Origin of the sequence: Kitasatospora sp. NBC_00240 (genome assembly GCF_026342405.1) — a bacterium.
In the GTDB taxonomy this organism is placed as follows: domain Bacteria; phylum Actinomycetota; class Actinomycetes; order Streptomycetales; family Streptomycetaceae; genus Kitasatospora.
In genome coordinates, this window is sequence record NZ_JAPEMU010000001.1 from 1,635,392 (window position 1) to 1,658,248 (window position 22,857).

Annotated in this window: 21 protein-coding genes and 1 riboswitch; of the genes, 8 read left to right on the top strand and 13 right to left on the bottom strand. The window is 74.7% G+C overall.

The window, feature by feature from the left end; all coding sequences use genetic code 11:
* Positions 1-147: 147 nt before the first annotated feature.
* The 12 genes from OG689_RS06755 to OG689_RS06810 form a co-directional block, all read right to left on the bottom strand.
* Positions 148-597: a PH domain-containing protein gene (locus OG689_RS06755; protein ID WP_266318598.1), complete on the bottom strand. Its 450-nt coding sequence runs from the start codon at positions 595-597 to the stop codon at positions 148-150.
* 89 nt (positions 598-686) lie between these two features.
* Complete coding sequence (hisG, locus tag OG689_RS06760; protein WP_266318600.1) at positions 687-1,535, bottom strand: ATP phosphoribosyltransferase; 849 nt, start codon at positions 1,533-1,535, stop codon at positions 687-689.
* A gap of 167 nt (positions 1,536-1,702) precedes the next feature.
* Positions 1,703-1,975, bottom strand: coding sequence for a phosphoribosyl-ATP diphosphatase (locus OG689_RS06765; RefSeq protein WP_266318602.1), 273 nt, complete (start codon positions 1,973-1,975; stop codon positions 1,703-1,705).
* A 198-nt stretch (positions 1,976-2,173) separates the two neighbouring features.
* A complete protein-coding gene (gene ribH / locus OG689_RS06770; protein ID WP_266318604.1) occupies positions 2,174-2,659 on the bottom strand; it encodes a 6,7-dimethyl-8-ribityllumazine synthase in 486 nt (161 codons plus the stop codon).
* Between the two features lie 55 nt (positions 2,660-2,714).
* A complete protein-coding gene (locus tag OG689_RS06775) occupies positions 2,715-3,977 on the bottom strand; it encodes a bifunctional 3,4-dihydroxy-2-butanone-4-phosphate synthase/GTP cyclohydrolase II (RefSeq protein WP_266318606.1) in 1,263 nt (420 codons plus the stop codon).
* Positions 3,974-4,621, bottom strand: coding sequence for a nicotinamide mononucleotide transporter family protein (locus OG689_RS06780; protein ID WP_266318608.1), 648 nt, complete (start codon positions 4,619-4,621; stop codon positions 3,974-3,976). Before OG689_RS06780 ends, OG689_RS06775 begins: the two co-directional genes overlap by 4 nt.
* The gene (locus OG689_RS06785) at positions 4,618-5,280 is read right to left on the bottom strand and encodes a riboflavin synthase (RefSeq protein WP_266318610.1); all 663 of its coding nucleotides are present in this window, start codon (positions 5,278-5,280) and stop codon (positions 4,618-4,620) included. The genes OG689_RS06780 and OG689_RS06785 overlap by 4 nt, the downstream gene beginning before the upstream one ends.
* Positions 5,281-5,460: 180 nt before the next feature.
* A riboswitch (FMN riboswitch) is annotated at positions 5,461-5,588 on the bottom strand.
* 141 nt (positions 5,589-5,729) lie between these two features.
* Positions 5,730-6,617, bottom strand: a complete 888-nt coding sequence (locus OG689_RS06790; RefSeq protein ID WP_266318612.1) for an SMP-30/gluconolactonase/LRE family protein — start codon at positions 6,615-6,617, stop codon at positions 5,730-5,732.
* Between the two features lie 338 nt (positions 6,618-6,955).
* Positions 6,956-7,426, bottom strand: coding sequence for a hypothetical protein (locus OG689_RS06795; RefSeq protein WP_266318614.1), 471 nt, complete (start codon positions 7,424-7,426; stop codon positions 6,956-6,958).
* A 3-nt stretch (positions 7,427-7,429) separates the two neighbouring features.
* The gene (locus OG689_RS06800; RefSeq protein WP_266318616.1) at positions 7,430-7,825 is read right to left on the bottom strand and encodes a hypothetical protein; all 396 of its coding nucleotides are present in this window, start codon (positions 7,823-7,825) and stop codon (positions 7,430-7,432) included.
* Between the two features lie 110 nt (positions 7,826-7,935).
* On the bottom strand, positions 7,936-11,436 hold the full coding sequence (locus OG689_RS06805; protein ID WP_266318617.1) for an AAA family ATPase: 3,501 nt from the start codon (positions 11,434-11,436) through the stop codon (positions 7,936-7,938).
* 197 nt (positions 11,437-11,633) lie between these two features.
* Positions 11,634-11,939 (bottom strand): antibiotic biosynthesis monooxygenase family protein, encoded by a 306-nt coding sequence (locus OG689_RS06810; protein WP_266318619.1) that lies wholly within the window; start codon positions 11,937-11,939, stop codon positions 11,634-11,636.
* Positions 11,940-12,214: 275 nt separating this feature from the next.
* On the opposite strand from OG689_RS06810, the gene OG689_RS06815 reads away from it, so the two are divergent.
* Complete coding sequence (locus OG689_RS06815) at positions 12,215-12,625, top strand: HIT family protein (protein ID WP_266318621.1); 411 nt, start codon at positions 12,215-12,217, stop codon at positions 12,623-12,625.
* Positions 12,626-12,772: 147 nt separating this feature from the next.
* On the opposite strand, the gene OG689_RS06820 is transcribed toward OG689_RS06815, so the two are convergent.
* Complete coding sequence (locus tag OG689_RS06820) at positions 12,773-13,525, bottom strand: GntR family transcriptional regulator (protein ID WP_266318623.1); 753 nt, start codon at positions 13,523-13,525, stop codon at positions 12,773-12,775.
* A 332-nt stretch (positions 13,526-13,857) separates the two neighbouring features.
* Here OG689_RS06820 and OG689_RS06825 point away from each other — a divergent pair, with 332 nt between their 5' ends.
* The 7 genes from OG689_RS06825 to OG689_RS06855 all read left to right on the top strand — a co-directional run bounded on the left by OG689_RS06825 (position 13,858) and on the right by OG689_RS06855 (position 22,774).
* Positions 13,858-14,961 (top strand): glycoside hydrolase family 19 protein, encoded by a 1,104-nt coding sequence (locus OG689_RS06825; protein WP_266318625.1) that lies wholly within the window; start codon positions 13,858-13,860, stop codon positions 14,959-14,961.
* 182 nt (positions 14,962-15,143) lie between these two features.
* A complete protein-coding gene (locus OG689_RS06830) occupies positions 15,144-16,424 on the top strand; it encodes an FAD-dependent monooxygenase (protein ID WP_266318627.1) in 1,281 nt (426 codons plus the stop codon).
* 1,049 nt (positions 16,425-17,473) lie between these two features.
* Entirely contained in the window at positions 17,474-19,783 is a 2,310-nt protein-coding gene (locus OG689_RS06835) for an ATP-binding protein (RefSeq protein WP_266318628.1), read from the top strand.
* A complete protein-coding gene (locus tag OG689_RS06840) occupies positions 19,780-20,262 on the top strand; it encodes a roadblock/LC7 domain-containing protein (RefSeq protein ID WP_266318630.1) in 483 nt (160 codons plus the stop codon). Before OG689_RS06835 ends, OG689_RS06840 begins: the two co-directional genes overlap by 4 nt.
* 20 nt (positions 20,263-20,282) lie before the next feature.
* Positions 20,283-20,741, top strand: a complete 459-nt coding sequence (locus OG689_RS06845) for a DUF742 domain-containing protein (RefSeq protein ID WP_266318632.1) — start codon at positions 20,283-20,285, stop codon at positions 20,739-20,741.
* A 79-nt stretch (positions 20,742-20,820) separates the two neighbouring features.
* Positions 20,821-21,411: an ATP/GTP-binding protein gene (locus OG689_RS06850; RefSeq protein ID WP_266326925.1), complete on the top strand. Its 591-nt coding sequence runs from the start codon at positions 20,821-20,823 to the stop codon at positions 21,409-21,411.
* A gap of 124 nt (positions 21,412-21,535) precedes the next feature.
* Positions 21,536-22,774 (top strand): styrene monooxygenase/indole monooxygenase family protein, encoded by a 1,239-nt coding sequence (locus OG689_RS06855; protein WP_266318633.1) that lies wholly within the window; start codon positions 21,536-21,538, stop codon positions 22,772-22,774.
* The last annotated feature ends 83 nt before the right edge of the window (positions 22,775-22,857 follow it).

Consider the following 22,857-nt stretch of genomic DNA (forward strand, 5'->3'; position numbering starts at 1 on the left):
GGCGGACAAGACAGGGCTTTGCCCTGCTTTTACCAGCGTAGACGATACCCGTACGAGGATAAGGATCTTGTTCGATCAGGCGGCGTGCCCGCGCCCCGCCGGCCCGGCCGGTGACGGCGGTCGAGCGGGCCCGGCCGGGGCCGGCGGTCAGGCCTCGGCGCGCGAGCGGCTGTGGCCCTCGACCAGGTCACGCAGGGCGCGGGCGGCGCTGACGGCCTGCTCGTGCCCGACGCCCGCCTGGATGCCGACGGCGGCCAGCGAGGTGCCGTCGGCCAGGTCGAGGCTGGCCCAGGGGTCGCCCTGGCGGAAGTTCACCCGGACGATCTCGGCCCAGGCGAGCCGGCGGCTGCGGACGAAGTTCACCACGGTGACCCCCTCGGCGTCGGCCGACACCTTCGGGCGGGCCAGCATCAGGCCGGCCCCGGCGAAGACCAGCCCGCTGACCACCATCGCCACCCGGTCGTTCAGCTGCCAGTTGGCCGGCAGCGCGACGGCGATCACGCTGAACATGACCACCAGCAGGGCGCTGACCGGCAGCAGTACCGCGCGGGTGCGGCGCGGGAACCAGGTGACGGGGAGCTGGACGGGGGCGCTCACGGGGTCTCCAGACGGAGCTCGGGGTCTCCAGAGAGAACGGGCGGGGACTCGCGTCCCCACCCGTGTTCGATCGGTCGAGCGGGGCGCTCTCAGAGCCGGCAGGCGTGGATGTTGGTCACCAGGATGGCCCGGGCGCCGATGCTCCAGAGATCGTCCATGATCCGCTGGGCCTCCTTGCGGAGCACCATCGAGCGGACGGCCACCCAGCCCTCGGTGTGCAGCGGCGAGACGGTCGGCGACTCCAGGCCCGGGGTGAGCGCCACGGCGGCGCTGACGGACTCGGCGCGGATGTCGTAGTCCATCAGCACGTAGCGGCGGGCCACCAGGACGCCCTGCAGGCGGCGCAGGAACTGCTCCACGCGGCTGTCGTCACCGGCGCCCTTGGGGCGGATCACCACGGCGTCCGAGACCAGGATCGGGTCGCCGAAGACCTCCAGGCCGGCGTTGCGCAGGCTGGTGCCGGTCTCCACGACGTCCGCGATCACGTCGGCGACGCCCAGCTGGACCGCGGTCTCCACCGCTCCGTCGAGCTTGGTGACGGTCGCCTTCACCCCGTGGTCGGCGAGGTGCTGCTGCACCAGGCCGGTGTAGGAGGTGGCGATCCGCAGGCCCTCCAGGCCCTTCACGTTCTCGACGTCCAGGCCCTCGGGGCGGGCGAAGCGGAAGGTCGAGCCGCCGAAGCCGAGCGCGAGCACCTCCTCCGCGTTGGAGGCGGAGTCCAGCAGCAGGTCGCGGCCGGTGATGCCGACGTCCAGGCGGCCGGAGCCGACGTAGACGGCGATGTCGCGCGGGCGCAGGAAGAAGAACTCGACCTCGTTGTTCGGGTCGACCAGGACGAGTTCCTTCGGGTCCTTGCGCTGGCGGTAGCCCGCCTCATGGAGCATCTCCGCCGCGGGACCCGAGAGCGAACCCTTGTTGGGGACGGCGATGCGCAGCATGAGTGGTGAATCCTTCGCTGAGGTAGCGGGTGAGGGGTGGTGCAGGTGGTGGCAGGTGGTGCAGGTGGTGCAGGTGTCACGGGTGGTGCGGTTGGTGCGGGGCACTCGGTCGGTACAGCGGTACGGGCCGCACAGCGGCGGCCCGTACCCGGAGTTCTCCGGCCGGGTCAGAGATGGGCGTACACGTCGTCGAGCGTCAAACCCTTGGCGACCATCATCACCTGAAGGTGGTAGAGGAGCTGCGAGATCTCCTCCGCGGTCTCCTGGTCGGACTGGTACTCGGCGGCCATCCAGACCTCGGCGGCCTCCTCGACGACCTTCTTGCCGATCGCATGGACGCCCTGGTGGACGAGCTGCGCGGTGCGGGAGGACGAGGGGTCGCCGGTGGCGGCCTTCTGCTGGAGCTCGGTGAAGAGCTCCTCGAATGTCTTCGAAGCCATGATGGACTCACCTTACGGCTTGCGGGCATACGGACGGTAAACGGTCCCGGACCGTGGACACCGCCTTGGACGACGCTCCGCCCCCGGCCGGCGCGGAGGGGGCGGAGCGCGGGGGCGCAGGGGCGGAGCGCGGGGGCGCAGGGGCGGAGCCAGGGCGCCCCCGCCCGGCACCGGCCGGTCACGGGAGCGCCGCGGGACCTACCGCCAGGGCTCGGACACCGAGCGCAGCACCGCGGCGGTGGCCACCGCCGCGGTGACGGCCTCGTGGCCCTTGTCCTCGGCGGAGCCGGGCAGGCCGGCGCGGTCCAGCGCCTGCTCCTCGTTGTCGCAGGTCAGCACGCCGAACCCGACCGGCACGCCGGTGTTCACACTGACCTGGGTGAGCCCGAGGGTGGCCGCCTCGCAGACGTAGTCGAAATGCGGGGTGCCGCCCCGGATGACCACACCGAGGGCGACCACGGCGTCGTACCCGCGCTCGGCGAGCTGCTTGGCGGCGACCGGCAGCTCGAAGGTGCCGGGCACCCGCAGCACGGTCGGCTCCTCGATGCCGAGCTCCTTGAGGGCCCGGTGGGCGCCGTCCAGCAGCCCGTTCATCACCTGCTCGTGCCACTGGGCGGCGATCACCGCGACCCGCAGGTCGGCGCAGTTCTTCAGGGTCAGCTCGGGGGCTCCGTGGCCGCTCACGTTCGTACTTCCTGTCCGGTGGTGGTGGGTGGTGGTGCTACGGGTACGGGTGCTGTCAGGAGTCCTGGCCGAGCCAGGGCAGCTCGTGGCCCATCCGGTCGCGCTTGGTGCGCAGGTAGGCCAGGTTGTGCTCGCCCGGCACGGTGGGGACGGGCTCGCGGCCCTTCACCTTGAGGCCGTGCTCGGTGAGCGCGGCGACCTTGTCCGGGTTGTTGGTCAGCAGGGTCAGCGAGCGCACCCCGAGGTCGGTGAGCATCTGGGCGCCGATGCTGTAGTCCCGGCCGTCGGCGGGCAGGCCGAGGTCCAGGTTGGCGTCCACGGTGTCGCGGCCCTGCTCCTGCAGCTCGTACGCGCGCAGCTTGTGGGCCAGGCCGATGCCCCGGCCCTCGTGGCCGCGCAGGTAGAGCACGACGCCGCGGCCGGCCGCCGCGACCTTCTCCAGCGATGCCTGCAGCTGCGGGCCGCAGTCGCAGCGCAGCGAGCCGAACACGTCGCCGGTGAGGCACTCGGAGTGGACCCGGACCAGCAGGTCCTCGCCGTCGGGCACCTTGCCGTCGGCGTCCAGGCCGCCCGCGACCAGGGCGATGTGCTCGATGCCGTCCAGGGTGCCGCGGTAGCCCACGGCGGTGAACTCGCCGTAGGCCGTCGGCAGCGCGGTGACCGCCGCGCGGTCCACGTGCAGTTCGGTGCGGCGGCGGTAGGCGATCAGGTCCTCGATGGAGATGATCGCGAGGCCGTGCTCGCGGGCGAAGGCGACCAGCTCGGGCAGCCGGGCCATGGTGCCGTCGTCGTTGACCACCTCGGCGATCGCCCCGGCCGGGGTCAGCCCGGCCAGCCGGGCCAGGTCGACGGACGCCTCGGTGTGCCCGGGACGCACCAGGACGCCGCCCTCGACGGCGCGCAGCGGGAAGACGTGCCCGGGGCGGGTCAGGTCACCCGGCTCGGTGCCGGCGGAGGCCAGCAGCCGGACGGTCCGCGCCCGGTCTGCCGCCGAGATGCCGGTGTCCACGCCGTCGCGGGCGTCGACCGAGACGGCGTAGGCGGTGCCCTTGCGGTCCTCGTTGACCTGGGTCATCGGCGGCAGCTTCAGGCGGTCGAGCTCCTCGCCGGTCATCGGGACGCAGATGACGCCGGAGCTGTAGCGGATGGTGAAGGCCAGCAGCTCGGGGGTGGCGGCGGAGGCGGCGAAGACGATGTCGCCCTCGTTCTCCCGGTCCTCGTCGTCCACCACGATCACCGGGCGGCCGAGGGCGATGTCCGCGACAGCGCGCTCGACGGGGTCGAGGGCGAGGTCGTCGGTGGCGGGCTGGGTGCTCATGCGGATGCTCCCTGCAGGACGGTGTCGGTGGCGGGACGGGTGTCACGGGTGCGCAGCCACCAGGCGCGCAGGCCCAGCAGGACCAGCACGAAGTAGATGCTGAAGGTCAGACCGGTGAAGGCGAAGCCGCTGTTGAAGGCCAGCGGGACACCGACCACGTCGACGGCGATCCAGGCGAGCCAGAACTCCACCCAGCCCCTGGCCTGCGCGTACATCGCCGCGAGGGTGCCGGCGAAGATGTAGGCCATCGCCCAGGGGTGGTAGACCGTCTCGGTGATGTGCAGGAAGGCCCAGGTGACGGCGGCGGTGCCGAGCGCCGTGGCGCCGACCAGCGCCGCCCGCTCGGTCCAGCTGGCGAAGCGGACCGTGATGTCACCGGTCTCCTGCCGGCCCCGGCGCCAGCGGGTCCAGCCCCAGACCGCCGCGACGACGACGATCAGCTGCTTGCCGATCAGGCCGGGCACGTGGCCGGACCAGTAGGCGGTGATCAGGACCGCGCCGGAGAGCAGTTGCAGCGGCCAGCTCCACACCGAGCGGCGCCAGCCGAAGCCGAGTGCGACCAGGCCGATCAGGTTGCCGGTCATGTCGGCCCACTTCACCGGCTCACCGAAGAGGGTGAAGGCTATGCCGCTCAGCCAGTTCACGAGGCTTCCCCTCCGATGGTGTCGGGCAGGGCCCGGGAGTCGAGCAGCCGCTCGACGTACTTGGCGAGGACGTCGACCTCGAGGTTCACCGGGTCGCCGACCTTCTTGGCGCCGAGCGTGGTGAGCGCGAGGGTGGCCGGGATCAGGCTGACGGTGAAGCTGTCGCGGGCGGCCTCGACCACGGTGAGGCTGACGCCGTCCACCGTGATGGACCCCTTGTCGACCAGGTAGCGCGAGATGCTCTGCGGCAGCGAGAACCGCAGCACCTCCCAGCGGACGGTGCCGTCCGCGTCGAGGTCGCCGGGCTCGCGGCTCAACAGGGCGCCGGTGGCGTCGACATGACCCTGCACCAGGTGACCGCCGAGCCGGGCGCCGAGCGCCATCGCCCGCTCCAGGTTGACCGGGGAGCCGGTGCGCAGCACGCCGAGGCTGGAGCGGTGCAGCGTCTCGGCCATCACGTCGGCGGTGAACTCACCGCTCTCGGTGGCCAGTTGCTCGGGGGTGTCGACAACGGTCAGGCAGACGCCGTTGACCGCGATGGAGTCGCCGTGGTGCGCACCCTGACAGACCACGGGGCCACGCAGGCGGATCCGCGACGAGTCGCCGATCTCCTCGATGGAGACGACCTCGCCGAGCTCTTCGATGATGCCGGTGAACACCCGGGTTCTCCTCGCGCATTAGGGCGCGGACTCCGGGGCGGCATGGGGAGATGACACGGAACGGCACAGGGACGGGCGTACGCCGGCGGGAGCCGCTCCGTCGGCGCCGTCGCCGTGGAGAGCTCTGCCTCTGCACACCACCCGCGGTCCACCGGGGGACCACGGCACTGCTCGAACCGTCGCGCACGCCTCCCATCCGGACTTTAACCGTCGGTCCAGGAATCTCACCTGGTCAACCGCCCGCTGGCTGCGGACGGGTCGCGGACTGTAACCGCCGGTTCGGATTTTCACCGACCCCGGAGTGCGCTGAACGTCACTACTACTACTGCCGTCATTGTGCCATGATCCGCGAGTCCTCAGGGAGAGGCGTTCACTGTGGGCTGTTTCACTCCCCCTCCGGGAATGCGCCGGAACGTGCGCCGGGCGCTCGGAGCTGCCCCCGGACGGGCCTACACGCCGCCGGGCGCCTCCGCCGTGCCACCGGCGGCCGCGGGCAGCACGGCCGGGGTCGGCGCCGGCCCGGGCACGGGCACCCGGACGGCGTGCAGCTTGCCCGCGTCGGGCGCGAACCGCCCGTGCTCGTCCGGGCGGTGGGCTGTGGTGATGTACAGGGTGCGGAGGTCCTCGCCGCCGAACGCGCAACTGGTCGGGCAGGCCGCGCCGATCGGCAGGACGGTGTCCAGCCTCCCGTCCGGCGTGTAGCGGTGCAGGGCCGAACCGCCCCACAGGGCCACCCACAACGCGCCCTCGGCGTCCACCGCGAGGCCGTCCGGCCAGCCCGCGTCCGCGTCCACGCTCACGAAGGGGCGACGGCCGCGGACGCTGCCGTCGGCGAGGTCGTAGTCCAGGACGTCGATCCGCCGGGTCGGGGTGTCGATCCAGTACATCCGGCGGGCGTCCGGGCTCCAGCCCAGGCCGTTGGCGATGGTCGCCCCGGCGATCACCTCGGTGGCGACCGCGCCGTCCAGGCGCAGCAGGGCCGCCCGGCCCGGCCGCTCGTCGCCGGACATGGTGCCGACCCAGACCCGGCCGGCCGGGTCGGCCTTGGCGTCGTTGCAGCGCTCGGCGGCGCCGAGCGGCACCGCCGCCACCGCCGGCCCGTCCAGCTCGACCACGCGGTCGCGCAGCACGGCCGCCCAGCCGTCGACGGTCGGCAGGATCGCCGAGGCCGGCGGCGGCAGTTGGCGCGAGCTGCCGTCGGAGTGGTGCACCACACCGGCCGGGATGTCCACCCAGCGCAGCGAGTTGGTGCGGACGTCCCAGACCGGACCCTCGCCGAGTCCGCTGACCCGGTCGTCGACGGGTGCGGGGGCGGGGATGCCTGCGGGATTGCTCATCGGGTGTCGACCTCCGGGCGGACGGCGCGGGCATCGCCGTCGACGGCAGGCGCCGCTCGCGTCCGAGGCGCCGGGCCCGACCGGGACGGGCGGGACTACGGAGGCCTCCCCGGGCACGCGGAACCTGCCGAGCGGGTGGGCGGCGGGGATCCGGGCCCGTTCGGCGCCATCCTGCCAGTGATGGGCCTCGCGGTCGACAGCCGCGGGACCCGGGACGGGGCGGACCTGCGGGTTCGGGCCCGTCGGGTTCGGGCCCGGCCCGCCCGGGCCAGGCCAGGCCCGCGTGAGGTCAGGCCCGCGTGAGGTCAGGCCCGCGTGAGGTCAGGGCCCGCATGAGGTCAGGGCCTGAGCAGTGCCACCTCCTGTCGGTGCCGGCGCTGCTGCTCGGCGTCCCAGTCGCCCGTGCAGTAGACGGAGATCCGGGCGATCCTGCCGTCCTCGACGTCGGCCCGCATCAACTCCCGGCAGTACCAGGACTGCCCGTCCTGCTGCCAGCGCTCCTCCACTTCGATCACGAACCCCGTCGGGGTCGGGTCGACCCGGCGGCGCGGGACCACGCCGGGGGCCGGGTGGCCGGCCTTGCGCAGGGCGACCAGGCCCGGCACGCCCTCGGCCTGCAGCCGCCACTGCGGCACCGTGAGGTCGCAGAAGACATCGGGGTGGAAGAGTCCCGCGGGCGGGATGCCGGTCTCCAGGAAGGTGACCAGCAGGTCCGCCAGGGCCGCCAGGTCCGCCGGGGCCTCCTTGCCCCGTGCGCCGGTCGAGGTTCCTGCCACGGCCGGTGCGGTGGGTTCCATGGTTCGCGTCATCGCTCAGCTCCCGACGTGCGCGCCGCTCGCCTTCGCGGCGTCCAGATTGCGCCCGACCACCGCCATGGTCCGCTCCAGCGCCTCGGTCGGGCTGAACTCGATCAGCTCGGTGCCGGCGAAGAGCAGCGGAAGGTGGCCCGGGGTGGCGTGGTAGGCGTCACCGGCCCGGAAGACCTCGTCGTGATCCGGGTAGCGGTAGACCACCTTTCCGGTCACGACCAGACCGTAGTGCGGGCTCTGGCAGCGGTCCTGCGGCAGGCCGGCGAACAGCGGCGCCGGGTCCAGGTCGGCCTTGTGCGTCTCGAACCCGACGGTGTAGCCGTCCAGTTCGGCGTAGCGTCCTTCGATCATCGGCTCGTCCACGGTGAGCGCCGCCTCGGCCTTCGAGATGCGGGGCATGATGGGCCTCCTCGTTCCGTTCCGCCCCCCTCCACCGATGGGGCGTGAGGTCGGGACGCACGATGTGAGGCGGGGTGACCGGGCCGCCCGGAGCCCGCCGGACCGCGCCGTCACAGGTGCCAGGCCACCGGCGACTCGGGCTCGTAGACGCAGAGCGTGCCGGTGCGGACGGCGTTGGCCAGGTGGCGGCCCAGCGGTGGGTGGGCCCGGGCGATCCGGTCGAGCGCGGCGCGGATGCGGGCTGTCACGGTGGTCCTGGCCCGCTCGGCCGCGGAGCCCGTCCGACGCGGCCGGCCGCCGAGCCCGTACGCGGCGGACAGCTGGCCGACCAGGGCCTGCCGCTCGGCGGCGATCCGGGCCGACCGGTCGGCGTCCCCGTCCCGATCGGCCTCGCTCTCCTCGTGCGCCAGCTCCTGGAGCCGGGCCCGGTACGCCCGTCGCGCCGTGGAGTCGATCAACTCCCCGGTGTCGCCAGGCCGGTGGAGACCGTCGGGGTTTGCGCCGGCGGCGGCCGCGCCGCGGCCCGGGCCGGCCGCCGCGGTGGCGAGGTCCAGAGCCGGCACCGGCCGGCCGGGGCTGGCCAGCAGCGCCGCCAGGTCGCGCAGGCCCTTGCTGTCCGCCAGGGTGACCTGCCGGCCGGCGAAGCGCAGCTCCCAGCCCTCCCCCGCGCGCCGGAAGACGTTGTGGCCGTCGGGCGGCGGACGGACACCCGACTCCTGGGCGATCCGCGCGGTCAGCCCGGTCGCGCCGACGGCCCGGGCGGCGGTCAGCGCGGCGGTGAAGTGCCGCTCGGCCGGGGCGGCCTCGCCGAGGGCGGCGGCCAGCAGTCCGAGGTGGCGGTGGACCGGTCCGCGCACGGCGGCGCCGATGCCCTCGACCACGAACAGGTCGGCGTACGGCGCCAGCCGTTCGTACAGCTGCCGGGCCGGCTCCGCCAGCTCCCCGGCGGGGCCGGTCAGGCCGAACACCTCCGCCGCCTGGGCCAGCATCGGCAGCCACTCACTGTCCCTGGGGGCGGTCGCGAGCAGCGGCGCGACCGCCGCCAGCCGCCGCCGGGCCTCCGCCGGCTCGCCCAGCTGGGCGGCGATCAGGGCCTTGGTCACCCGGGGCCAGAGAGCGAGGGACATGTCCAGCAGCGAGAGCCGCTCAGCAAGCACCCGGATGCCCGCCCGGTCGCCGCTCTCGGCGAGCAGGCACCAGCGCTGGGTGGCGGCGAGCAGCTCCGCGTTGTCGCTGCCGGCCCGCCGGCCGAGCGCGGCCACCCGGTCGAGGGCGTCGCGGCAGTCCGCGAACCGGCCCTCCAGCAGCGCGCGCATGCCCTGCCAGAGCGGGACGTACCAGGCGTGCATCGGCTGGCCCAGGGCGGTCGCCGCCACCTCGAAGGCCAGCACCTCCTGCTCCGCGTCCGCGACCCGGCCGAGCTCCAGCAGGGCGACCACCCTCAGCCGCCGGCCCAGGAGCTCGGCGGACGGGTCGGGCAGCCGCCGGCCCAGCCGGACGATCTCCGTGGACCGGTCGAGGCGCTCGGCGCAGTGATCCGGACCGGCCCGGGCGTCGCAGAGCGCGGCCAGCGCGTAGGCCAGGGCCTGGTCGTCACGGCCGGCCCGGGCCGTACGGACCGCCTCCTCGGCGAGGTCGGTCCGGTCCTGCTCCGGCTCGACCAGGGTGGCCGCGACCGAGAGGCGGGCGGCGACGACGGCGAGCAGATCCGCGCGTTCCGGGGGCAGAGCGGCCCTGGCCTCGCCCAGCAGGTCGAGCTGGGTGCGGTCCAGCAGGCCCACCTCGAATCCGGCGGGCCCGGCGCCGAGCCCGAGGGCAGCGCCGGCCAGCAGGTCCGGCCGGCCGTGGCGGCGGGCCAGCGCGGCCGCCCGCAGGAAGTCCTCCCTGGCCTTCGCCCGCTCCCCCGCGCCGATCCGGGCCGTCCCCAGCTCGACCAGCAGCTCCGCGAGTTGCTCCGCCAGCTGCTCGGCCGACCGGTCGGCCGGCTGCTCCGCCGGCGCCGTCCGGGAGGCCGGCTCGAGGGATTCGGCCGGGTCGGCAGGCCCGGCGGACGCGGCAGGCCCGGCGGGATCGGCGGACGCGGCAGGCCCGGCGGACGCGGCGGGCCCGGCCGTTTCGGCAGGCCTGCCAGTCACGGCAGACACCGCCGGGCCCGGTGGGGCGTCGGGCGGCGCCGCCATGGCCAGGGCCGCGACGGCGGCCTCGTACCAGCGCACCGCGTCCTCGTAGGCCAGCAGTCCGGAGGCGCGCGCACCGGCCCGGCGGGCGAAGCGGGCCGCGCTCCGGGCGTGCTCCGGGCCGGCCAGCAGGAGCTGGTGGGCGACCTCGGCGGGGCCCACGTCCCGCCCCCGCCCGGAGAGTGCGGCCAGGACGTCCGCCGCCCGGTGGTGCCACCCGGCCTGCTCCCGGACCGACAGCGCGTCGTGGACGGCCTCCTGCGTCAGTTGGTGCCGGAAGGCCCCGCGGCCGGGCTCGCCCATGGTGAGCAGCCCGGCGCCCACCGCCGGCCCGAGCACCGGGCGCAGCTCCGCCAGCGGCACCGCCGCGACCTCGGCGAGCACGTCCAGGTCGAAGCCGGTGCCGAGGGCGGAAGCCGCGCCCAGGACTCGCGCGCACTCCGGCGCGAGCGCCGCCACCCGCGCCTGGACGGCCGCCCGGACCGACACCGGCACCGGGCCGCCGCCGGGCCGGCGCAGCAGCTCGGTGACGAAGAAGGCGTCCCCGCCGGTACGGGCGAAGAGCTCGCGCTCCGACCCCGGATCGGGCCGGCCACCGCTCGCGGCCCGGGCCAGCGCGTGGACCTCCGCCTCGGCGAGCGGCCCGACCGGCAGGCAACGGGCGGTGTGCAGCAGCGCCGCGAGCGCCGCCGTCCGCCCCTCCCAGGCGGGGTCGTCGTCCCGAGCGGTGGCCAGCAGCAGGACCGGGACGGTGCGGACCGCCGCCGCCAGCTCCAGCAGCAGCGTGACGGAGGAGGTGTCGGCCTCGTGCAGATCGTCGACGACCAGCAGCAGCGGCCGGGCGGCGGCGCCCGCCCGGACCAGCGCGGCCAGGTCGCCGGCCAGGTGCAGTCGGGCGGCCGCCGGCCCGGGAGCGGTGCCCGGGCCGGGAGCGGTGCCCGGGCCGGGAGCGGTGCCCGGGCCGGCGGGTGGTTCGAGGCCGGGTTCGGGATCGCGTACGGGTTGCCGTTCGAGCTCAGGCTCAGTGCGGGGCTCGGCGGACGGAAGGCCGGTGGACGGAAGGCCGGTGGACGGCCCGCGGGACGAAGGCGGACCGGCGGAGGACGAGCCGGCCGGCCCCTGCCCGGCGATCAGCGTCCGCAGCGCGAGTGAGTCGCGGACCAGCCGGCCGCAGGCGGCCCCGTCCGCCGCCAGCTCGCGGGACACCTGGGACCAGGGGCGCAGCGCACTGCCGGCCTCGCCCGGCGGGCACCAGGTCCAGATCACCCGGAAGCCCTTGGCCGCCAGCACGACCTCCTCCGCGAGGCGGGTCTTGCCCGCTCCGGCCGCGCCGGTCAGTGCGACCAGTCCGCCGCGTCCGGATCGGGCGTCGGCGAGCGCGTCGCCGATCTCGGCCAGCAGATCGGCACGTCCGACAAAGGGGAGCCCAGGCATCGGCAGTCCTCCCGTCCCCTCTTCGAGCGTAGCCAGCGCGGCCCCGCCGCGCGGGCGGAGGCCGGCATGGATGACAGCGGGCAGGGGCGAAGCCGGCCGGGCGGGCCGGCGGGCGGGCCGGCGGGCGGCGCGGCGACCGGCACGGTGAGCGGACCGACCGTCGGGCCGGCCCGCCGGCCACCGGATCGACCGCCCGGTCAGCCGGACGCCAGCGGCCGGTAGTGGGTGACCTCGGGCGGGTGCCCCAGATAGCGCAGCTCGCCCTCGGCCCACACCGGCCGGATCCGCCACATCGGCCCCGCGTACCCGCGCAGGGCCGCCTCGTCCCGCCACCGCGTCACCACCAGCACCCGGTGCCCGTCGTCGGTCATCGACCGCAGCACCTCGCCGCCCAGGCACCCCTCCGCCTCGGCCAGTCCGGGGAGCACGTCGGAGACCAGCAGTGCGCAGAACTCGTCCACGTGCCCCGCCAGCACCTGCGCGGCCCAGATCCGGACGATCACGGCTACCTCCTCCCACGGTCCGCGGCACCTCGGCCGCCCCCTCGCGGGGGTGCGGACCGGCCGGCTCGCGGACCCGCCGGGTATGTCATCCATTGTCCGCCCGGCGGGGCCCTCACTGCGGCCGGTGACCGCGTCCAGCGGCCGGTGACCGCGTCCAGCGACCGCGCCCGGGGGCGCGGGGCGGCCGGACGGAACTCCCACCCCGTCGCCGGCCCGCCGCGGACCGGCGGCGCGGCCTGCCGGGGCCGAGCCGTCCGGCGGGGTTCACTGATCGGATGGACTGCGTCTTCTGCGCGATCGTGGCCGGCGGGCTGCCCGCCCACCGGGTGCTGGACGACGAGGTGGCGGTGGCCTTCCTCGACCAGCGGCCGCTGTTCCCCGGGCATGTGCTGGTGGTGCCGCGGGAGCATCTGCGGACCGTGACCGACCTGCCCGCGGCCGACGTCGGGCCGTTCTTCGCCCGGGTGCAACGGGTCACCGCCGCGGTGGAGCGGGGGATGGTGGCGGCCGGCAGCTTCGTGGCGGCCAACAACCGGATCAGCCAGTCGGTGCCGCACCTGCACGTCCATGTGGTGCCCAGGAATCCGAAGGACGGGCTGCGTGGCTTCTTCTGGCCGCGCTCGCACTACCCGGACGAGGCGGCGGCCGCCGAGGTGGCAGCCCGGCTGCGGGCCGCCCTCGACTGAGCCCGGCCGGTACGGGCCAGGGCCGCCAGGTTCAGCCGCGCGCACCGCGCCCAGCACCGGACCACCGTCCGGCCGCGGACCGTACCGGCGCCGGGCCGCGGGCGGGAACGGAACGGCCCGCGGCCCCGCTCCGGCGGCGGCTCAGACCTACGTGCCCAGCTGGGTGGTGAAGCTGAAGCGGTCGCCGCGGTAGAGCGAGCGCACCCGTTCCACCGGCAGGCCCTCGTCGTCCCGGGTGAGCCGGTGGAGCAGCAGCATCGGCAGCGCGGGGGGCGTGCCGATCAGCAGGGCCTCGCGCGGGGTGGCGAGAACGGTCTCGATCCGCTCGTCCGCGCCGCCGAAGCCGATACCGAGCTTCTCCTTCAAGTACGCGTAGAGCGAGGCCCCCGGGTCGAACTCGCGGTCCAGCGCGGGCACCCGGGCGACCGCGAGGTAGGTGCTCTCCAGGCCGACCCGCTCGCCGTCCGCGAGCAGCACGCGCTCCAGGTGCCAGACCGGATCGCCGGGCGCCAGGCCCAGCTGTCCGGCCAGCGCCGGGTCGGCCGCGAAGGTCTCCAGTCCGATCAGGTTGCGGCCCGGGACGCGGCCCTGCCGCCGGACGCCCTCGGTGTAGCTGGCCAGCGACAGCGGCTGCTCCAGCTTCGGGCCGGCCACCACGGTGCTCCGGCCCCGCCGGCGTACCCGCCCCTGGATCAGCAGCTCCCGCAGCGCCTGGCGCAGGGTGTCCCGGGAGACCGCGAAGCGGACCGCGAGGTCGCGTTCGGTCGGTAGCACCCCGCCCTCGCCGAGTTCGTCGAGCAGCTCGTCCAACTCGCCTTTGACGGCGTAGTACTTGGGCACCCGGCCGTGGTCCGGGATGCCCGACCTGATCGGCGCACCGGGGCCGGGGTAGTCGTTCACCCGGCCATCCTCGCAGATCCCGGCAACCGGCAGGGTGCACGAACGGGCGGCCGCCCGGCGGCGGGGGCCGTCAGGACGGGGCACCGCGGCGCGGCCGCCGGGCCGGGGCGGCGGACCGGAGCGGCGGACGGGCACCCCCGCGGGCACTCGTGGAGGTTTGCGGGAGATTTGGTCCATACCTATTGACAGGTATAGACCACTACTGTTGAGTCCCCATCAGTTCCGCCCCGGCCCGCACCCCGGTCGGGGCCCGGCCTCCCCACGGCCGGCCCCCCGCGGGACCGTCCTGTCCTCCAACTCGTGCGGCCCCCACCGCACCGAGGGGTGATGAAATGTCGATCCACAAGCGCGTGATGGCCGTCCTGGCCGCCGTCGCGACAGCGATAGCGCTCGCCGTGCTCCTCCCCGCCTCCGCCTCCGCGGCAGGCTGTGCGACCCCCTGGAACTCGGCCACGGTCTACACCGCCGCCAGCGGCCAGGTCTCGTACAACTCGCACAACTGGTCCGCGAAGTGGTGGACCCAGAACGAGACCCCGGGCGGTTCCTCCGGCGTCTGGGCCGACCAGGGCAGCTGCTCCGGCGGCGGTGGCGGGACCACCCCGTCCCCCACCTCCGGCACCGGCTGCACGTACCCCGCCTGGGTGGCCGGCCAGACCTACGTCACCGGCGCGATCGTCAAGTACACCAACGGCCAGTACTACCAGGCCACGCACGACAACCCGGGCTACGACCCGGTGATCAGCACCTGGTACTGGTCGCCGTACACCTGCACCGGCGGCGGCACCTCGCCGAGCCCGACGCAGACCGCCAACCCGGGCGGATTCCCGGTCAGTGAGGCTCAGTTCAACCAGATGTTCCCGAGCCGCAACTCCTTCTACACCTACGCCGGTCTGACCGCCGCGCTGAGCGCCTACCCCGGCTTCGCCGGCACCGGCAGCGACACCGTCCGCAAGCAGGAGGCCGCGGCCTTCCTCGCGAACGTCAGCCACGAGACCGGCGGGCTCGTCTACGTGGTCGAGCAGAACACCGCCAACTACCCGCACTACTGCGACACCTCGCAGTCGTACGGCTGCCCCGCCGGACAGTCCGCGTACTACGGCCGCGGCCCGATCCAGCTGAGCTGGAACTTCAACTACAAGGCCGCCGGCGATGCCCTGGGCATCGACCTGCTGCACAACCCGAACCTCGTGCAGACCGACGCCTCGGTCGCCTGGAAGACCGGCCTCTGGTACTGGAACACCCAGAACGGGCCGGGCACCATGACCCCGCACAACGCCATGGTCAACGGCTACGGCTTCGGTGAGACCATCCGCAGCATCAACGGCAGCCTGGAGTGCAACGGCGGCAACCCCGCCCAGGTCCAGAGCCGGATCAACTCGTACCAGAGCTTCGTCCAGATCCTCGGCACCACCGCCGGCAGCAACCTGAGCTGCTGACACCGGTCCGCGATCGGCGGGGAGGGTGCGGCCTGCGGGCCGTGCCCTCCCCGGCGTTCCGGCGTTCACTCGGCCGCGCCGGCCTCCCGATCGGCCCCGGACGAGCCGTACACGTCGTACGGTGGTCGGAGCGGGCCCGGGGGCACGGGACGCGGCGGCGCGGGTGGCGGGGAGGTTCGGCCATGCTCGGTGGAACGGTCGCGGTGGTCGGCGGAAGCATCGCGGGCTGCGCGTTCGCGGCGGCCGCCGCGCGCGGGGGCGCGGAACGGGTGGTCGTCCTGGAACGCACCCACGGCGAACTGACGGACCGCGGGGTGGGCCTCTGCGTGCACGACGACCGGTACGCCGAACTCGCGGCGGCCGGCCACCTGGACGAGGGCATCGCCTGGCATCGGCTCACCCGGCGGCACTGGCTGGTCGCCGACGGCTCCGCGCTGGGCCGGCTGCTCTGGGACCAGCCGTTCCCCTTCCGCTCCTACCACTGGGGCCTGCTCTGGCGCGGCCTGCGCGAACGGACCCCGGCCACCGTGGAACACCGCCTCGGCGACCCGGTGGCGGGCGTCGCGAACGGCCTCGGGCCGGCGGGCGGCCGCGCGGGCGCCGTCGTCCGGCTGGCCTCCGGCCGGGAGGAGCGCTTCGACCTGGTGGTCGGCGCGGACGGTTACCGCTCGGTGGTGCGCGCGGCCGTCAGCCCCGAAGCCCGGCCCGGGTACGCCGGGTACGTCTGCTGGCGCGGCAGCTTCCCCGCCGAACGGCTGGCGGCGCTGGACCAGCTGGCCGGCCCGGCCGACCGGGCCTGGCCCGCCGAACACACCGCCACGGTCTGCTTCCCCGGCGGCCAGGTCGTGCTCTACCGGATCCCCGGCCAGGAGCCCGGCCGGCCGATGGTCAACTGGGTCTTCTACGCCCCGCCGCCCGCCGCCGGCCTGCGGTTGGAGGATCCGACCAGCATCCCGCCGGGCGCGGCCACCGAGCAGCTGACCACGCATGTCGCGCTGCTCGCCGAGCGGCACCTCCCGCCCTACTGGGCCGCCCTGATCGCCCTGACCCCGCCCGAGCGGACCTTCCTGCAGCCGATCTACGACCTCGACACCCCGCGCCGCACCTCCGGCCGCCTGCTGCTGGCCGGCGACGCGGCCACCGTGGTACGCCCGCACAACACCAGCGGCGCCGCCAAGGCCCTGCAGGACGCCGTCGCCTTCGAGGACGCCTGGCGGCGGTCCGCCTCCTGGGAGGACCTGGTCGCCGCGTACGAGCGCGAGCGCGGGGAGGCGGGGCGCGCCCTGGTCACCCTCGGCCGCCGCCTCGGCCGGGCCCAGGTCGAGCAGGCCCCCGACTGGACGACGATGGACCCCGCACGGACGGCCGCCTGGTGGGACGCCCAGCTGGCGGGCACGGCCGGCTTCGGCGGGCACGCGCTCCGGAGCCCGGCGGAGCCGGTGGGCAGGCCGCCGACCTCCTGAGCCGGGCGGCCGGCCTCCCGGGCCCGCGCCCTGCTCGCCGCGCCCGTTGTCCGCCCCCTGAGCCCCACGCCTGCCCGCTGGCCCCGCGCCTGGTCCTGCACCCGGACAGGGCGCCTGCTGGGCCCTGACGGGCCGCCTCCTGCACCCGGCGGGCGCTCCGCTCGACCCGAGGTTTCCGAGAAAATAGACCGACCAGTCGGTCCAGTGGCATCTCGGGTGCAACTGGCGGGGGCGGCCAGCCTTGGCGCGCACATGCTCCGAAGTACCAATGCTCCGGCGGCCGGACCGGCCACCGCACGAAAAATGGACCGACCGGTCGGTCCATTCACGCCCCGGACGGGACCGACCGGTCGGTCCATTCGCGCCCCGGCGCGCCCGGCGCGGCCGGCGGGGCCGGCGGGCTTCGGCGTGGGCGGCGGGCTCGGTGGGCACGGCGAGCCTCGGCGGGCGCGCGCTCCAAAGCGCCACCGTTGCGGCGGCCGAACCCGCCGCCCACAGAAATGGACCGACCGATCGGTCCATTCACGTTCGGCGCAGGCCCACCCGACCCCGCGGGCAGGAGTTCCGAACCCCCGCCGAGGACACTCGGGCCCGACCATGGGCAGCCGCCCCCGACGGGCCGCCGACCACCTCCCACCGGCCGCGATTCCCCGCCCCGGGCCCGACCGCCGCCCCACCGAGTCCCCTCCCCCGACCCCCTGAGCACCGGGCGCACCGTCACCAGGTGGACCAGGGAGAGAAGTTCGCCCACCGACGACCCGGGGGGATCACGTGAGATCTCCATCACATCTCGTGACCCACAGTTTCGATCGCGCGACTGTCAGTGCCGCGCTGACCTGCGACAACTCGGCCTGAGATGACACCGCGTCAGAGTCGGCAACGGGGGAAATGCAGAGTTGATCTTGTTTGTCCACCTATTTCTACGGTTGACTCTCGCGGGTGTCTGCGGCGGGATCGGGGGTTACCGTCCTCCTGCGAGATCCACGAAGGCCTGAAGTTGCATTGGCACTTGAGGCCTGACGAGATTGTGAGCACCGTTGCGTAAAAGGATGACGGAGCGCCGGCGCCCCGGCGGGGCGTTGAGCGGCCCGACCGGCGAGGGCACCGCGCGTACCGGGTCGGCGCAGGCCGACGCACCGACGCCCGGCCGCTTCCCACGTCCCCTCGCCTGTTGTCTGGCGGTCCTCTCGCTCTCCGGCTGCGGAGCGGCCGCGGACGGCTCCGCCGTGCCCGCGCTCTGGGGTGCCGGGGCCGCCGTTGTGCTGGCCGGCGGCAGCGCCTACGTCGCCCGGCGGGCGACGGCCCGTCCGCTGCTGCGCGCCCGGGACCAGGCCGAGCGGAACCTCCGCGCCCTGATGGAGGAGCGGCACGGCCTCGCCGCCGAGCGGGAGGCCCAGGACCGCCGGCTGCAGGCCTACGCCGGCGAGCGGCAGCAGCTGCTGCACGAGCGCGAGCAACTGCTCCGCACCCTGGACGAGCTGACCCGGCAGGCGGAGGAGACCGCCGAGCGGCAGAGCGGCACCGACACCCTGGTCGCCGAACTCTCCGCCGAGCGGGACGCCCTGACGGCGGCCCGCGACGCGCTCGTGCGGGAGCGGGACGCGCTGGCCAAGGAGGTCGACGAGCTGGAGGGCAGCGTCGACTCCACCTTCGTCAACCTCGCGATGCGCACCCTGACCCTGGTCGAGCGCCAGCTGGTGCTGATCGAGGCGCTGGAGGGGCGCGAGGCCGACCCGGCCCAGCTGGAGAGCCTGTTCCGGCTCGACCACCTCGCCACCCGGATGCGCCGCAACAGCGAGAACATGCTGCTGCTGGCCGGTCTGGAGAACAGCCACCGCAGCCGCAAGACCGTCACCCTGCTGGATGTCGTCCGGGCCGCCGTGTCCGAGATCGAGCGGTACGAGCGGGTCAAGCTCGGCTTCCTGGCGTCGATCCGGCTCAGCGGCGCGGTCGCCGACGACACCAGCCACCTGGTCGCCGAACTGCTGGAGAACGCCACCGCCTTCTCGCCCCCGCAGGACCAGGTCGAGGTGGGCGGCTGGCTGCTCGACAACGGCGAGCTGATGATCTCCGTGGTGGACCGCGGCATCGGCCTGCCCGGCGAGCGGCTGCGCGCCCTCAACGAGCAGCTGTCCGAGCCGTCCGAGCCCGGCAGCGACCGCCGCGACGCGCTGCTGGCCGGTGCCCTGACCGGGCGGAGCATGGGCCTGTTCGTGGTCGCCCGGCTCGCCCGCCGGCACGGCATCCGCGTCCAGCTGCGGGAGAACGTCCAGGGCGGCGGCGTCACCGCGATGGTGATGCTCCCCCGGGAGGCCCTCCAGCAGGACGCCGTCACCAACACCGACCTGGACGACCAGCGCCGGGCCGAACGCACCGTCACCTCGGCGGCGGAGAGCGCCCGCGCCCAGGCCGAGGCCCTCGCGGCGGAGCAGGCCCGCCCGGCGACCGCGGCGCCCCGCGCCGACGGCCCGGCGGCGGGCGGGGAGCTGCCCGTGCTGCCGCGCCGCAAGCCCGCGGCCCAGGCCGTCCCGGTGCTCCCGGCCCAGGCGGCCGAACCCGGCTCGCAGGACGTCACGGGAGCCGGCCCGGTCGATGCCGGGCCGTCCGCCGAGCAGGTCGTCGAGCAGGTCGTCGAGCCGTCCGCCGAGCAGGCTGCCGAGCCGTCCGCCCGGCAGGCCGCCGAACAGGCCGCCGAACACGGCCGGACGGAGGAGCGGATACCCGAGCAGCACCTGAACGGCACCCGGGCCCCCGAGCGCGGTGCCGTACCCGAAGACGCCCCGGTCACCCCGCTCGGCCTGCCCCGCCGGATTCCCCGCGGCAACGGGCTGCCCGGCACCGGGGAGATGCCCACCTCCGGCCTGCGCCGCCTGGCCGTCGAGGAGAGCGCGCCGGCCCGGACCGCCCCCGCGGCGGCCGACGGTAGCCGCGGTGGCACGGGACAGGGGCTCCCCGGCCGGCCCGTCGCCAACCGGCCCGTCGCCAACCGGCCCGTCTCCGACCACCACGTCCCCGACCAGCACGCCCCCGCCCGGTCGGGGGTCTCGCCCGAGGAGCTCCGCCGCAGACTCGGCGTCTTCCAGGGCGGGCTGCGCCGCGCGGCCCGCGACTCGGCCCCGACCGGCCCCGCGGGCGCCCGGCCGGAGCAGGCCTCCGCCCCCACGCCCGCGGCCGCACCACGACCCACCGGCGACCGGCCCACCGAGGACCGGCCCACCGGCGACCGGCCCACCGAGGACCGGCCCGTCACAGCACCGCCCACCACAGCCCGGCCGTCCGCCGCGCCGCCCACCGACCGGCCGTCCGCGCCGGCGGCGGAGCAGCCGGTGGACGCGGCCGTCGAGGGGGAGAACCGATGAACAGCTCCGGACAGCCGGTACACCCGGGCGGCGGCACGCCCGGCCACGGCACGCCCGGCCACGGCGCGGTCAGCCAGGCCGCCAGCAGCGTGCGGTGGCTGCTCGACGACTTCCTCGGCTCGGTCGCCGGCGTGGTCGACGCCGTGGTGGTCTCCTCGGACGGCCTGCTGCTCGCCGACTCGCGGGACGGCTCCCGCTCGGAGCAGTTGGCGGCGATCGTCTCGGCGCTGACCAGCCTGGCCGCGGGCGCGGCCGGGTCGATGGCCCGCGGCGCCGTGAAACAGACCATGGTGACGATGGACCAGGGACATCTCGTGGTGATGGCGATCAGCGACGGCTCCTGCCTCGGTGTGTACGCCTCCCTCGAATGCGATCTGGGCGTGGTCGCCTACCAGATGGCGCTGCTCGTGGAGCGCGCCGGTCATGCGCTGACGCCGCAGGTGCGTAGCGAACTCCACCGGGCGATGGCCGTCCGATGAGGCCTAGGGAGGTGGGAAGCATGGCCGGCAGCGACAACGGCAGTACGTACGGAGCAGGGCAGGGCCACGCTCTGCGCGCACAACGGACCACGACGGCACGGCCGGGCCAGGGGCGTTCGTCCAGGGTGCGGCCGTACACCATCACCCGGGGCAGAACGCGGTTCACCCGCGTGCTGCTGGTCGAAACGCTGGTGTCGGCGCTCAACCGGCCGACCGACCCGGCGGACCGGGCGCTGCCCGAGCTGGCGGCGATCTGCGAGCTGTGCCGAGGTCAGATGCGTTCGGTCGCGGAGATCTCGGCCCTGCTGCGGATCCCGTTGGGGGTCGTCAAGGTGCTGGTCAGCGATCTCGCCGACCAGGGCCGGATCAGGGTGCACGGCACGGACTCGGCGGGGGCCCCGGGCGGGGCGGGCGAGGCGCACGGCACGTCGAAGCGTGATCTGCTGGAGAAGGTGCTGGGTGGACTTCGCAAGCTCTGAGGCCGCAAGGGAGCGGTCCTCAGTCGTACCAACTGCCCCGGCAGTACCGGGCGCACCGGGTGCGCCCGACCGGGCGGACCTGCCCCCGGGTGTCCCGCTGATCGCGGGGACGGCCACCTCCACCAAGATCGTGGTGGCGGGCGGCTTCGGCGTCGGCAAGACCACCTTCGTCGGCTCGGTGTCCGAGATACCCCCGCTGACCACCGAGGCGGTCATGACCGAGGCCAGCGTGGGCCTCGACGACACCGGCGCCGTCCCGGGCAAGTCCACCACCACGGTGGCGATGGACTTCGGCCGGATCAGTCTGGAGTCCGACCTGGTGCTCTACCTGTTCGGCACCCCGGGGCAGGGCCGCTTCTGGTTCATGTGGGACGACCTGGTGCGCGGCGCGGTCGGCGCGGTGATCCTGGCCGACACCCGCCGGCCGGCCGACTGCTTCCCCGCGCTCGACTACTTCGAGGGCACCGGGTTGCCGTTCGTGGTGGCGGTCAACCAGTTCGACGGGGCCCCGGTCTACTCGACCGAGGCCGTCCGGGACTCCCTCGCCCTGCCGGACCACATCCCGCTGCTGCTCTGCGACGCGCGGCAGCGGGCGTCCTCGGTCGAGGTGCTGACCGCCCTGGTGGTGCACGCGCTGACGCAGGAGTCGGCACAGTCCGGGCGCCTCTGACGGACCGGGCGCCGCCGACACGGCGGCCTTTCGACACACCCCGGGCCGGCCGGGCCCCCGGCCTCGGCCGGTCCGGTCCGGGAGCGGGCATGACCACCACTCGCAATCGAGAAAGCAGACAGCGATGCGCAGAATACTGATCGTCGGAGCCGGCCAGGCCGGGCTCCAGCTCGCGCTGGGGCTCCAGTCCAACGGCTACGACGTCACCGTGATGACCAACCGCACGGCGGACGAGGTCCGCGACGGCCGGGTGATGTCCACCCAGTGCATGTTCGACACCGCGCTCCAGCACGAGCGGGACCTCGGCATCAACTTCTGGGAGCAGGAGGCCCCGCGGATCGAGGGCCTCGGCGTCTCGGTGACCGGCCCCGAGTCGGCCCGGGTGATCGACTGGGTGGGACGGCTGGACGGCTACGCCCAGTCCGTCGACCAGCGGGTCAAGATGTCCGGCTGGCTGGAGACCTTCGCCGAGCGCGGCGGCCAGGTCGTGGTGCACGGCGTCGCCGTCTCCGACCTGGACTACTTCGCCCGGACGTACGACCTGGTGCTGGTCGCGGCCGGCAAGGGCGAGCTGGTCTCGATGTTCGGCCGGGACGCCTCCCGCTCCCCCTACGACACGCCGCAGCGCGCGCTGGCCGTCAGCTACGTGCACGGCCTCGGGCCGCGCCCGGAGCACGACTTCAAGGCGGTGCGCTGCAACCTGGTGCCCGGAGTCGGCGAGCTGTTCATCATGCCGACCCTGACCACCTCGGGGCCCGGCGACATCCTCTTCTGGGAGGGCATCCCCGGCGGCCCGCTGGACGTCTTCGGCGACGTCAAGGACCCGGCCGAGCACCTGCGGCTCACCCTGGACCTGATGAAGACCTTCACCCCGTGGGAGTACGACCGCACCCGGGCCGGCGTCGAACTCACCGACGCGGGCGGCACCCTGGCCGGCCGGTACGCCCCGGTGGTCCGCAACCCGATCGGCGAGCTGCCGGGCGGCGGCCTGGTGCTGGGCGTCGCCGACGTGGTGGTCGCCAACGACCCGATCACCGGCCAGGGTTCGAACAATGCGGCCAAGTGCGCGGCGGTCTACCTGGAGGCGATCCTGGAGCAGGGCGAGAAGCCGTTCGACCGGGACTTCATGCAGGCCGCGTTCGACCGCTACTGGGACGCCGCGCAGCACGTCACCAAGTGGACCAACGCGATGCTCGCCCCGCCGCCGGAGCACGTGCTGAACCTGATCGGCGCGGCCGGCCAGCTGCCGCCGGTGGCGGACCGCTTCGCCAACGGCTTCGACAACGCGGCCGACTTCGAGAACTGGTTCTACGAGCCGGAGAAGGCCGCCGCCTACCTCGGCTCGGTGGCCCCGCAGGGCTGACGGACCCGCCGCACCGGTGCGCCCCTGGTGGCCCCGGTCCCCGCCGCGCGCGGAGACCGGGGCCACGGCCGTGCCGGCACCAC